This is a genomic window from Allobosea sp. 05T433 (assembly GCF_056396065.1).
In genome coordinates, this window is the sequence record NZ_JBFTKS010000001.1 from 62,444 (window position 1) to 75,002 (window position 12,559).

Consider the following 12,559-nt stretch of genomic DNA (forward strand, 5'->3'; position numbering starts at 1 on the left):
GCCTGGGGCAAGCCCCAGGCATGAGGTCGCGGCTCAGAAGAACGCCTGCAGCCCGGTGACGGCGCGCCCGAGGATCAGCGCATGAACGTCATGCGTGCCCTCATAGGTGTTGACCGTCTCCAGGTTCGCGGCATGGCGCATGACGTGGAACTCGATCGAGATGCCGTTGCCGCCATGCATGTCGCGGGCCTGGCGGGCGATGTCGAGCGCCTTGCCGCAATTGTTGCGCTTTACCAGCGAGATCATCTCGGGCGCCATCCTGCCGTCGTCGAGCAGGCGGCCGACGCGAAGCGAGCCCTGCAGGCCGAGCGTGATCTCGGTCAGCATGTCGGCGAGCTTCTTCTGGTAGAGCTGGGTCTGGGCCAGAGGCTTGTTGAACTGCTTGCGGTCGAGCCCGTACTGGCGGGCGCGGTGGAAGCAGTCCTCGGCGGCGCCCATCACGCCCCAGGAGATGCCGTAGCGGGCGCGGTTGAGGCAGCCAAACGGCCCCTTCAATCCAGAGACGTTCGGCAGCAGGTTCTCTTCCGGCACGATGACGCCGTCCATGACGACCTCGCCCGTGATCGAGGCGCGCAGGCTGAGCTTGCCGCCGATCTTCGGCGCGCTCAGGCCCTTCATGCCCTTCTCGAGGATGAAGCCGCGGATCTGGTTGTCATGCGCGGCCGACTTCGCCCAGATCACGAACACATCCGCGATCGGCGAATTCGAGATCCACATCTTCGAGCCGGTCAGCTTGTAGCCGTCGGCCACCTTCTCGGCGCGGGTCTTCATGCCGGCCGGGTCGGAGCCGGCGTCGGGCTCGGTCAGGCCGAAGCAGCCGATCCACTCGCCGGAGCCGAGCTTGGGCAGGTACTTCTTGCGCTGGTTCTCGTCGCCATAGGCGTAGATCGGATACATCACGAGCGAGGACTGCACGCTCATCATCGAGCGATAGCCGGAATCGACGCGCTCGACCTCGCGGGCCACCAGCCCATAGGAGACGTAGTTGGCGCCGGCGCAGCCATATTCCTCCGGCACCGTCACGCCGAGCAGGCCGAGTTCGCCCATCTCATTGAAGATGGAGCGGTCGGTCTTCTCCTCGAGATAGGCCTCCGAGACGCGCGGGAGCAGCTTCTCCTGCGCGTATTGGCGGGCCGTGTCGCGGATCAGGCGCTCGTCCTCGTTGAGCTGGTCGTCGAGCAGGAAGGCATCGTCCCACTGGAATTCCGCGAGCTTGTGGCTTGCGGAGTGGCTGCGTGCGGCTTCGGCCATGGTTTCTCTCCCGTTCGCTCAGGCGTCGACGTCGAAGCTGACGCCCTGCGCCAGCGGCAATGTCGTGCCGTAGTTCAGCGTATTGGTAGCGCGGCGCATATAGGCCTTCCACGCGTCCGAACCGGCCTCGCGGCCGCCGCCGGTCTCCTTCTCGCCGCCGAAGGCTCCGCCGATCTCGGCACCCGAAGGGCCGATATTGACGTTGGCGATGCCGCAATCCGAGCCTTCGCCGGAAACGAAGGTCTCGGCCTCGCGCATGTCGAGGGTGAAGATGGACGAGGAGAGACCGGCACCGACCGCGTTCTGCAGCGCGATCGCCTGGTCCAGCGTCTTGTACTTCATGACATAGAGGATCGGCGCAAAGGTCTCGCGCTCGACCGGGCCGGTCTGCTCGGGCATCTCGACCAGCGCCGGACGGACATAGAAGCCACCGCTGCCGACATCGACCTTCTCGCCGCCCTGGACCTTGCCGCCGGCAGCCTTGGCTTCGCCGAGCGCCTTCTGCATGCCCTCATAGGCAGCCTCGTCGATCAGCGGCCCGACCAGCACGCCGGCCTCGCGGGGATCGCCGATCTTGACCGAGCCATAGACCTTGATCAGGCGCGGGATCAGCGCGTCATAGACGCTCTCATGGACGATCAGGCGGCGCAGCGTGGTGCAGCGCTGGCCGGCCGTGCCCATCGCAGCAAAGGCGATGCCGCGGAGCGCGATATCGAGATCGGCGGAAGGCGCCACGATCGCGGCATTGTTGCCGCCGAGTTCGAGAATGGCGCGGGCGAAGCGGGCGGCGAGCTTCTGGCCGACTTCCTTGCCCATCCGGGTCGAGCCGGTGGCGGAGAGAACCGGCACGCGGTGATCCTGCACCAGTGCGTCGCCGATCTCGCGACCGCCGATCAGGACTTCCGACAGGCCGACCGGAGCCTCGGGGCCGAAGCGCTTCATGGTGCGCTCGACGATGGCCTGGACGGCGAGCGCCGTCAGCGGGGTCTTCTCGGAGGGCTTCCAGACGACGCTGTCGCCGCAGACGAATGCAAGCGCCGCATTCCAGGACCAGACGGCGACCGGGAAGTTGAAGGCCGAGATCACGCCGCAGACGCCGAGCGGATGCCAGGTCTCCATCATGCGGTGGCTCGGGCGCTCGGTGGCGATGGTCAGGCCGTAGAGCTGGCGCGAAAGACCGACCGCGAAATCGCAGATGTCGATCATCTCCTGGACTTCGCCGAGCCCCTCGGAGGTGACCTTGCCGGCTTCCAGCGTCACCAGCAGGCCGAGATCGGTCTTGGCGTTGCGCAGCTCCTCGCCGAGCAGGCGGACGAATTCACCACGGCGCGGGGCCGGGACCTTGCGCCAGGCCAGGAAGGCAGACTGCGCGCGGCCGATCGCCGCCTCGGTCTCCGCAACGCTCGTCTCGCGCAGCGTCGCCACCGTCTCGCCGGTGATGGGGGAGCGTGCTGCAAGGCCCGCGGACGCGAAGACGGTGTCCGGCACGCCGAGACGCTTGAGCAGCGCGAGCGCATCCTTCGGCAAAGATGAAGCCATGTCCTGGTTCCGACCTGTCGATTGCTAGTATGTCAAATGGCGCGGGAAAGAGCCGCCGCGCCGGAAGGGCGCAGAATGCCCTCTTCCGGTTGCGCTCGGCAACCGATATGTTCTCACGAGTTGATGAGAATAGCTCATGACCTTTGATCTCGTTCCCGGACGCCTTTCGGTGCCCTCCCTGTCGGCGCTCGCGGCCTTCGAGGCGGCTGCGCGCCATGGCAGTTTCACGCGCGCCGCCGAGGAACTGAACCTGACGCAAGGGGCGATCAGCCGCCAGGTCGCGCATCTCGAGCAGGTGCTCGGCGTCAGTCTGTTCCAGCGCGTCAAGAAACGCGTCAGCCTGACGCCGGCCGGGAGCGCCTATGCGACCGAGATCCGCGATGGGCTCTCGCGCCTTGCGGCTGCGACCGTCTCGGCCATGGCCTTTCGCGGCGCGGCCGGCGTGCTGCATCTCGGTATCCTGCCGACCTTCGGCACACGCTGGCTAATTCCGCGTCTGCCGCGCTTCATCGAGGCCCATCCCGGCGTCACCATCAACTTCACGACCAAGCTGGTGCCCTTTGATTTCGCGCGCGAGCCGATCGATGCCGCCGTGCATTTCGGCGATCCGGTCTGGCCTGGCGCTGTGCTTCATCGCTTGATGGGGGAGGAGGTCGTTCCCGTGGCGGCGCCCTCGCTGGTCGAGCGCCTGGGCTTGAAGGAGCCGGCGGATATGCTGCGCGCGCCGTTGCTGCAGCAGGCGACGCGACCCCGGGCCTGGGCGAACTGGCTGGAAAAACAGGGGCTGCCGCCGGAGCGGGCGCTGATGGGGCCGCGCTTCGAGCAATTTGCCATGGTCTCGCAGGCGGCCGTGGCTGGGTTGGGTCTTGCGATCGTGCCGCGCTTCCTGATCGAGGAGGAATTGCGCTCGGGCGCGCTCGTCGTTCCGGTCGACCGGCCGGTCAGCGGCACGGAGGGCTATTACCTGGTCTATCCCGAGACCCGGGCGGCGCTGCCGGCGGTGATCGCCTTTCGCGACTGGCTGCTCGGCGAATGCGGGCTCACGGCCTGAGCACTCGACAAGCCGGCGCAGTCGCGTCATTCATGCGTGAAATTCACCAACCCCGGCCACAGAGCGTCGTGGCCCGAACTGCGCAGGACTGACATGCCGTCCTTTTCCGAGACCGCCGATGTCGTGATCTGTGGAGGGGCCGCCATCGGTTCCTCCGTCGCCTATCATCTCGCCGCCGACCCAGGCTTCAAGGGCAAGGTGGTGGTCCTGGAGAAGGATCCGACCTACCGCTACTCCGCCTCGGCGCTCTCGGCGGCTTCGATCCGCCAGCAATTCTCGAGTTCGGTGAACATCCGTATCTCGCTCCACGGCATCGAATTTTTGCGCAATATCGGGACGCATCTCGCCGTCGATGGCGAGGTTCCGGCCATCGATCTGCATGAAGGCGGCTACCTCTATGTCGCGAGCGGCGAGGGAGCCCCGGTCCTCGCCTCGAACCAGAAACTGCAGCAGGACGAGGGCGCCGATATTGCGCTCTATGCTGCGGATATGTTGCGCAGCAAATTTAGCTGGCTCAATGTCGAGGATCTCGCCTGCGGCACCTATGGGGTCAGCGGGGAGGGCTGGTTCGACGGTTGGGCGCTGCTCCAGGCCTTTCGCAAGAAGGCGCGCGCGCTCGGTGTCGAGTACCGCCAGGGCGAAGCGGCGCGCTTTATCGTGGAAGGCGGTCGCGTCGTCGGCGTCGAGCTTGGCGATGGCAGCCGCATCGGCTGTGGCGCGGTCGTCAACGCCTCGGGCACGCATGGTGCGCGGCTGGCGGCAACGGCCGGCATCGCGATTCCCGTCAGGTCGATGAAGCGCTACGTCTTCAGCTTCACCTGCAAGGGCGAGGTCGATAACTGCCCGCTTCTGATCGATACCTCCGGTGCCTATTGCCGGCCCGAGGGCAAGCGCGGCAGCGAGGGGCAGATGTTCATTTGCGGCGCCTCCCCGCCGGCCGAACTCGATCGCGAATGGATCGAGACCGATGCCGATGTGGAGGATGTCGACTGGTCCTTTTTTGAGGAGCATGTCTGGGCGCCGCTCGCCCATCGTGTGCCCGCCTTCGAGGCGATCAAGCCCGGTCGCGCCTGGGCCGGCCCCTATGACATGAATGAACTCGACGGCAATGCCATCCTCGGCCCGGCCGTCGGCCTGCCGAATCTCTATCTTGCCAATGGTTTCTCGGGGCACGGCCTGCAGCAGTCCCCGGCTGTGGGAAGGGGGATTGCCGAGCAGATTGTGCATGGCGGCTATCGCACGCTCGATCTTGCCGATCTCGGTCACGAGCGCATCGTTGCGGGGCGGCCGCTGACGGAGGCCAATATCATCTGAGGAGGCACGCATGGTCGATCCGGCTTATGTTCAGACCATGGCGCGCTACAACGCCTGGCAGAACCGGAGCCTGTGCGATGCGGCCGATACGCTTGACGAGGAAGGTCGCCGTCGGGATCGCGGCGCCTTCTTCAAGTCGATCCACGGTACGCTGAACCATATCCTGTGGGCCGACGAAATCTGGCTCCACCGGCTGATCGGGACGCCCAAGCCGCCGATCAGCGGCCGCGATGCACCGATCTATGTCGATGACTGGGCCGAGTTCCGCCGTCGGCGTGCCGAGCGCGACGAGGCGATCCTGGCCTGGGCTGCTACCGTCGACGCCAACTGGCTGCGCGGGACCCTGATCTGGTATTCGGGGGCCGCCGGCCGCGAACTCGGCAAGCCGCGCGCCTTTGCGCTCATGCACATGTTCAACCACCAGACGCATCATCGCGGGCAGGTTCACGCCATGCTGACGGCGGCCGGCACCAGACCCGAGGATACCGATCTCCTCCTCGTCGACGAACTGCGCTGAACGGCCCTCCGGTTCAGGCCTGCTTGGTCCGTTTCGCCCGGGCCAGAGTCTTCACGGGGGCAGGCTTGTCGCTGTCTTCTTTCGCTTCAGGCACGGTTGCCGTCGTGTTCTGGCTCAGCTTCTGGAACAGGCCGAGCCCGACCATCGCCAGCACAGCGAGCAGGACCAGCAGGCCGGGATAGACGACGTCGCTCATCGTGGTCCGCGACGCCTTGGTGATCAGCACCAGCGATTCCAGGCTGAGCGCAATGATGATGATCGTCATGAATTTGGTCAGCGAGCCGCGCGCTTCTGCCGGGCGCCGCAATTCGCGATCGCTGATCACCTCTTCCTCGAACAGGAATTTGCCGACATCCGCGACCGCGACCGCAATGATCACGAGGCCGATGCCGTCGAGCATGGTCTCAAGTGCGCCGTCGCCGGTTCGGAACCCGGTGAACGTCCGCCAGACCGCAACCACCATCAGCATCACCGAGGCGGCGAGCAGGGAACCCGCAATGGCGGTGTAGAGGATGCGACTGAAGAGCAACATGAGAGGCGCTGTCTGTCCGCAGAAATTCGGGCGGTTGGCGTGAGAAACGGGCATGGCGGCCCACTGTTCCATGCGGCTTGTCGATTGTTCCGGTTCGATGCAGGTTGCCGGCGCTGTTTCGGAGACCCGCCATGCCCGAGCTCTCGAGCCTGCTTGCCTTCGCCCTGATCGCGTTCGGCATGGTGCTGACGCCCGGTCCGAACATGATCTACCTGATCTCGCGCTCGATCTCGCAGGGACATGCTGCCGGGCTGATCTCGCTCATCGGCGTCGTGCTTGGCTTCGTCATCTACATGCTTTGCGCCACTTTCGGCATCACGGCGCTGCTCTTCGCCGTGCCTTATGCCTATGACGCGCTGCGCTTCGGTGGCGCGGCCTATCTCCTGTACCTCGCCTGGCAGGCGCTGCGGCCGGGCGGGCGCTCGCCCTTCCAGGTTCGCGAGCTGGTGCCTGACGGGCCGCGCAAGCTCTTTGCCATGGGCTTCCTGACCAGCCTGCTCAATCCCAAGATCGCGATGTTCTATCTCGCGCTGCTGCCGCAGTTCATCGATCCCGCGGCGGGTAATGTCCTGACGCAGTCGCTGGTGCTCGGCGCGATCCAGATCGTGATCAGCGGCAGCGTCAATGCGCTGATCATCTTTACCGCCGGCAGCATTGCCCTCTTCCTTCGCACACGGCCGTTCTGGGCGGTGGTGCAGCGCTGGCTGATGGGCACGGTGCTTGCCGGCCTCGCGGTGAAGATGGCGACGGAAGCGCAGCGCTAGCTCACATCCCCTTTCCGGATATCGTGCCGGACATCATGCGTCGTAGCCCCGGCCGCAACGGGCATGGACATGCGGCGCAGCAAGGCCAGCAGGAGTTTTTCATGAGTGTCGCCAACGGCCGGGCTTTGCTCGCAATCCCCGGCCCGACCAATATCCCCGATCGCGTGCTGCAGGCGATGATGCGGCCGGCCGAGGAACTCAGCTCCAAGCCGATCCTCGATCTGACCGAGACGCTCCTGACCGATTTCCGGAAGATCTTCCGCACCAAGGGCGAGACCTTCATCTATGCCGCCAACGGGCATGGCGGCTGGGAAGCGGCCCTGACCAATGTGCTCTCCCGCGGCGACAAGGTTCTCGTGCTGGCGAGCGGGCGCTTTGCCGTAGGCTGGGGCGAGATGGCCCGTTTCCTGGGGGCAGATGTCGAGGTCCTCGCCGGGTCATGGCGCGCAGCGGTCGATCCGGTGGCCGTCGAGGAACGCCTGCGGCGCGACACGAACCATGAGATCAAGGCCGTGCTCATGGTGCAGATCGATACGGCATCCGGCGTCGTCAACGACGTGCAGGCCGTGCGCAAGGCGATCGATGCCGCCGGCCACCCGGCCTTGTACATGATCGATGGCGTCGCCTCGCTCGGCTGCATGCGGTTCGAGATGGACGATTGGGGCGTCGACATTGCCATGTCTGCGTCGCAGAAGGGGCTGATGACGCCGCCCGGGCTGGCCTTCGTCGCGGCGAGCGGGAAGGCGCTGCACGCGCATCCGCACGCGACGATGCGGACGGCCTACTGGGACTGGACCTCACGGCTGAGCCCGCTCCTCTACATGAAGCATTTCGGCACTCCGCCCGAGCATCTGATGTTCGGCCTGCGCGCCGCGCTCGACATGATCCTCGAGGAGGGACTGGAGCCTGTCTGGCGCCGTCATGCCCTGCTTGCCGGGGCAACCCATGCTGCCATGTCGCGATGGGCCGAGGGCCAGGTCCTGACCTGCAATATCGAGGAACCATCGCAGCGGGCGCGCTCGGTCACGACAATCCTCGTTCAGGGCGATCCGAGTTCGATCACCGATTATGCGCGGACGGTCTGCGGCGTGACGCTCGGGCTCGCGATCGGCGATCTCGCCGGCAAGGCCTTTCGCATTGCCCATATGGGCCATGTCAATGCGCCGATGGTGCTTGGCAGCCTGAGCGCCGTCGAAATGGCCTTGCAGGCGCAGAATATCCCGCATGGTGCCGGTGGCGTTGCTGCAGCCATCACGCATCTCGCCCAAGGCGCGTAACCGGGCGGTTTGGGAATCGGCCCCAAGGGTGGATTGCAGCTTTCGGGGAAGCCGATGCAAGCACAGAAGGTCAGATCATCGGACCCGATACGATCCGCTGATCTGACGGCTGAGGCTCGCCGCAATGCGGCGGGCGCATTCTCGTGAAGAGGTCTGCTCGGCAAAAGCAGGGCTGTCCGGCGCAAATGCCCGTTCCCAGACTTCGCAGTCATGCTCTAGCTTCGCGGTCCCATTCGGAACCAAGAGAGCGCAGGCCATGAGTGAGTTGACCCCGGACGAAGCCAAGGTGACGGCGTGGCTTGCCAGCCGCAAGGACGCGATGGTCGCGCTCCTGCGGGAGATGGTCGACACCGACTCCGGCTCCTATGACAAGCCGGGCGTCGACAGGGCAGGGCAGGTGCTCGCCCGGTTCCACGAAGCGAACGGGCTCAGCGTCGAGATCATCCCGGATGCTCGTTATGGCGATGCCGTCAAGGCGCGACTGCCGAATCCGGCCGCCAACGACCAGCGCCCGGTGCTGTTGCTGGGACATCGCGATACCGTCTTCCCGGAAGGCGAGCCGACGCGCCGGCCCTTCACCATCAAGGCCGGCCGGGCTTATGGTCCCGGTGTCGCCGACATGAAGGCTGGTCTCGTCATCGAGGCCTTCGTCGCCGCCGCCTTTGCCGAATGCGGTGGGCTTTCCGCTCCGCTCACCATGCTGACGACGAGCGACGAGGAGATCGCTTCCCCCTCTTCGCGCCCGATCATCGAGGCGGCGGCGCGTGAATCGCGCTGTGTCTTCAATGCCGAGCCGAGCCGGCTGCCGCCTGGCACCGAGTTCCTGCGCGATCACAAGCAGTCGATCACCAGCGGCCGCAAGGGTGGCGTCTTCATGCGTGCCGAATTCGTCGGCAAGGCCGCCCATTCCGGCGCAAATTACGAGAAGGGCGTCTCGGCCATTGTCGACCTCGGCCACAAGATCCCGAAGCTTCAGGGGCTGACCGATCTCGAGCGAGGCGTCACCGTCAATGTCGGGCTGATCGGCGGCGGCCAGACCGTCAATACGGTCGCTCCCCATGCCTGGTGCGAAATCGATCTGCGCTATGTCACGGCCGCGCAGCGCGATGAACTGGTCAGCGCGATCCGCGGCATCATCGAGACCCCCATCGTCGAAGGCTCGAGTGCGAAACTGACCATCAAGGGCGAGTTCGTGCCGCTGGAGAAAACCCCCGAGGCCGCTGCCCTCTACGATACCTATCGTGATGCCGCCGCGAGCTTCGGGATCAGCGTCAGCGCCGAGTTCACCGGTGGTTGTGCGGATTCCGGCTTCACTGCGGCGCAGGGTTGCCCGACGCTGTGCTCTGTCGGCCCGATCGGCGGAATGGCGCACACTCCCGACGAATTCCTCGAAGTCGAGAGCATCGTGCCGGCGGCGCAGGTGCTGGCGCTTGCCGTGATGCGCACGGCTGCGCGCATGGAGTGAGGTCCGGGCGCATTGCCCCGACGCGGATGCGCCGTCGCGCGCCGACCATCCGTCGGCCGAATCGCTGCTGACAGGGCGGCGACGCAAACTGCATCGATGCTCGTTTCCGGGGCGAGCGTCGATGGCGGGAATGGCCCCCTGTTTCAGTGGGCCCTCAGAACGCCTCTTCCCAATTTCGGCTGAGCCGCATCGCCGAATTGATGAGCCCGACCATGGAATAGGTCTGCGGAAAATTGCCCCAGAGCTCGCCGGTTTCGAGATCGGCATCCTCCGAAAGCAGGCCAAAGCTGTTGCGCCGTTTCAGGATGCGGCAGAACAGGTCCTTGGCTTCGTCGCGCCGGCCGATCGCATGCAGCGCGTCGACATACCAGAAGGCGCAGATCAAGAAGCCGGTATGCATGAAGCCGAAATCATCCTGCGTGCCGTAACGCAGCAGGAGGTCGCCGCGGCCGAGCTCGCGGCCGATGGTTTCGACGGTCGCAATATAGCGCGGATCCTCCGCCGTGACGAAGCCGAGCTCCGCAATCAGCAACAGGGTCGCGTCGAGATCGCTGCCGCCAAAGGTCGAGACGAAGGTGCCCTTCTCCTGGTTCCAGATCTGGTCGGTAATGACGCCCTTCAGACGTTTGGCCTCTCCACGCCAATAGTCCTTGCGGTCGGTGCGACCGAGCGTCCCGGCGATGCGTGCGAGCCGGTCGCAGGCCGCCCAGCACATCACGCTGGAGAAGGAATGCACGACCTGCTTCTCGCGCAGCTCCCACGGGCCGGCGTCGGGCTTGTCGAAGACTGCGATCGCGAGCTCGCCCATTCGCTCGAGCTGCCCGAAGAGCGCGTCCTTGCCGGGCTGGATCAGGCGGCGGTCGAAGAAGGAATGCGTCGCCGCGAGCACCACGGCGCCGTAGCCGTCATTCTGGATTTGCGTCGCTGCGCCGTTGCCGACACGCACGGGCTGGTGCCCGCGATAGCCTGACAGGTTTGGCACCTCGAATTCGGTCAGCACGCCGCCGCGCGTGATCGGGTAGAGTGGCGGCAGATGCTCCGCTCCGCTCTCGGAGAAGGTGTCGACGATATTGGTGATGAAGCCGAGATAATCCTCCATCGTCCGCGTCGTGCCCAACCGATTGAGCGCATGCACCACGAAATAGGCGTCGCGCAGCCAGCAGAAGCGGTAGTCCCAGTTGCGCTGGGTGCCGGGAGCTTCCGGAATCGAGGTGGTCAGCGCGGCGACGATGGCGCCGCTCTCCTCGAAACTGCAAAGCTTCAGCGTGATCGAGGCGCGAATGACCTCCTGCTGCCACTCGAAGGGGATGGAGAGGGAGCGCACCCAGTCGCGCCAGTAATCCGTCGTCTTGTCCAGGAACTCGCGCGCGGTCGTCTCGATCTCGGCGCGCAATGCCTCGTCCGAGCCGATGAAGAAGGAGAAGGTCCGGTCGACCGCGAAAGGGACGCTGTCCATCACATAGGAGATCGGCGCATCCGTCGTCAGCCGGATAGTCTGGTCGGCGCCGACATAGCGGACATGGTTGGAGCCGCGCGTAATCTCGTCCGGCAATTCGCCGAGGCCGAGGCATGGCTTCAGCACGACCCGGATACGCGGCCGGCCAGAAAGCCGGCGCACGCGCCGCACCAGCAGCGGCGGCCGGAAAGAACGCTCGTAGCGCACGAAACGAGGCGCGAAATCGAGAATCTCGATGGCGTTGCCCTGGTCGTCGGACAGGACTGAGGAAAGGATCGCGGTGTTGTCGAGATAGCTTTGTTCGCATCGCGTCATGCCGACGAGTTCGATCGCGAACACGCCCTTCTCGGGCATGGCGTCGCCGTCATCGGGCTTGTTGTCGATCAGCGAACAGAAAACCGGGTCGCGGTCGAAGCGGGGAAAGCAGCCCCAGACGATATGGGCGCGCCGGTCGATCAGTGCGGCGATCGAGCAATTGCCGATCACGCCGAGATCGAGCGAGGCGGAATGCCGCGCCGTGGTGGAGGTTTCTACGGTCATGATCAGCCTTGGCAGAAAGCGTCAGTCGTCAGGCTGCCGCTTTCTGCGGCGGCGAGCAGGATGGTGCGGAGCGCTGTAGGGGAAGCAAGGCGCCGGCCGGCACAGGTTTCGCCCGCACCGATGCGGATCGACAGGCCGCCCAGCGCGTTCACCGTGGCAAAGCCCGCCTCGTCGGTAATGTCGTCGCCGATGAAGACCGGTGTCCGGCCGCTATAGGGTGCTTCCCGCATCAGCCAGGAAATGGCGTTGCCTTTGCTGGCCCCGGCTGGGACCAGCTCGGCGACCGATTTGCCTTCCTGCAAACGCACGGAGGGGCCCATCCCGGCTGCAAGCTTCCTGACCAGCGCGAGGGATTCATCCTGGAGTTGCGGCGCCAGGCGCCAGTGCAGAGCGGCCGAGATCCGTTTGTCCTCGACGAGGATGCCGACATGGCTGTTGGCGAAACGGATGAGCTCCCGCAGCGCCTCGCGCAGGGCTTCGGGAGCGTCCGCCTGGCTGCGGATGGTTCCGCCGAGGCGGATCTGTGCGCCATGAAGGCCGGCGATGTCGAAGTGATAGGGGGCGAGAAACCCGTCGAGGTCGGGGATAGGGCGCCCGGAGACAAGCGCCAGCGCTCCGCCCAGCGTAGAGCGCAGCGTATCGAGCGCCGGCGCGAGCTGCCTGTCGAGTTTGACCTCGTCGGGCATCGGCGCAATTTCGACCAGCGTTCCGTCAAAGTCGAGAAACAGAGCGACCTGCTTCGCCACCTTGGTGAAGTCGCGGGATTCGTTGGTAGATTCCGATTCGATCAGTTCCATCATCTCGTTCTGTTTGCGTGACGAAACGGGCGAAAGAACGACAGGTGAGCTGTCCA

At 65.4% G+C, this 12,559-nt stretch carries 11 protein-coding genes; 6 read left to right on the forward strand and 5 right to left on the reverse strand.

All coding sequences use genetic code 11. From position 1 onward, the window contains the following. Positions 1 to 33: 33 nt before the first annotated feature. Positions 34 to 1,251 (reverse strand): acyl-CoA dehydrogenase, encoded by a 1,218-nt coding sequence (locus AC1DGP_RS00285; RefSeq protein ID WP_113515131.1) that lies wholly within the window; start codon positions 1,249 to 1,251, stop codon positions 34 to 36. 18 nt (positions 1,252 to 1,269) lie between these two features. Then, on the reverse strand, positions 1,270 to 2,790 hold the full coding sequence (gene amaB, locus AC1DGP_RS00290) for an L-piperidine-6-carboxylate dehydrogenase (RefSeq protein ID WP_441490108.1): 1,521 nt from the start codon (positions 2,788 to 2,790) through the stop codon (positions 1,270 to 1,272). Positions 2,791 to 2,926: 136 nt separating this feature from the next. Between amaB and AC1DGP_RS00295 the strand changes: the two genes are divergently transcribed. The 3 genes from AC1DGP_RS00295 to AC1DGP_RS00305 all read left to right on the forward strand — a co-directional run bounded on the left by AC1DGP_RS00295 (position 2,927) and on the right by AC1DGP_RS00305 (position 5,672). Next, positions 2,927 to 3,841, forward strand: coding sequence for a LysR family transcriptional regulator (locus tag AC1DGP_RS00295; protein ID WP_441506050.1), 915 nt, complete (start codon positions 2,927 to 2,929; stop codon positions 3,839 to 3,841). Positions 3,842 to 3,934: 93 nt separating this feature from the next. Then, entirely contained in the window at positions 3,935 to 5,155 is a 1,221-nt protein-coding gene (locus AC1DGP_RS00300) for an NAD(P)/FAD-dependent oxidoreductase (protein ID WP_441506051.1), read from the forward strand. A gap of 10 nt (positions 5,156 to 5,165) precedes the next feature. Then, a complete protein-coding gene (locus AC1DGP_RS00305; RefSeq protein WP_476831577.1) occupies positions 5,166 to 5,672 on the forward strand; it encodes a DinB family protein in 507 nt (168 codons plus the stop codon). Positions 5,673 to 5,685: 13 nt separating this feature from the next. On the opposite strand, the gene AC1DGP_RS00310 is transcribed toward AC1DGP_RS00305, so the two are convergent. Next, positions 5,686 to 6,204 carry a GNAT family acetyltransferase gene (locus tag AC1DGP_RS00310; RefSeq protein WP_441506053.1) on the reverse strand — a complete coding sequence of 173 codons (519 nt, stop codon included), beginning with the start codon at positions 6,202 to 6,204 and terminating at the stop codon, positions 5,686 to 5,688. 131 nt (positions 6,205 to 6,335) lie between these two features. Between AC1DGP_RS00310 and AC1DGP_RS00315 the strand changes: the two genes are divergently transcribed. From AC1DGP_RS00315 to AC1DGP_RS00325, 3 genes are all read left to right on the forward strand, one after another. Continuing rightward, positions 6,336 to 6,968 (forward strand): LysE family translocator, encoded by a 633-nt coding sequence (locus AC1DGP_RS00315; protein ID WP_441490103.1) that lies wholly within the window; start codon positions 6,336 to 6,338, stop codon positions 6,966 to 6,968. Positions 6,969 to 7,069: 101 nt separating this feature from the next. Further along, positions 7,070 to 8,245, forward strand: a complete 1,176-nt coding sequence (locus AC1DGP_RS00320) for a pyridoxal-phosphate-dependent aminotransferase family protein (protein WP_476831578.1) — start codon at positions 7,070 to 7,072, stop codon at positions 8,243 to 8,245. Between the two features lie 256 nt (positions 8,246 to 8,501). Further along, entirely contained in the window at positions 8,502 to 9,710 is a 1,209-nt protein-coding gene (locus tag AC1DGP_RS00325; protein ID WP_476831579.1) for a M20 family metallopeptidase, read from the forward strand. Between the two features lie 154 nt (positions 9,711 to 9,864). Here AC1DGP_RS00325 and AC1DGP_RS00330 read toward each other — a convergent pair whose 3' ends face one another. After that, complete coding sequence (locus AC1DGP_RS00330; protein ID WP_441490100.1) at positions 9,865 to 11,706, reverse strand: glycoside hydrolase family 15 protein; 1,842 nt, start codon at positions 11,704 to 11,706, stop codon at positions 9,865 to 9,867. Positions 11,707 to 11,708: 2 nt separating this feature from the next. After that, positions 11,709 to 12,503 (reverse strand): trehalose-phosphatase, encoded by a 795-nt coding sequence (gene otsB, locus AC1DGP_RS00335; protein WP_476831580.1) that lies wholly within the window; start codon positions 12,501 to 12,503, stop codon positions 11,709 to 11,711. Positions 12,504 to 12,559: the final 56 nt, after the last annotated feature.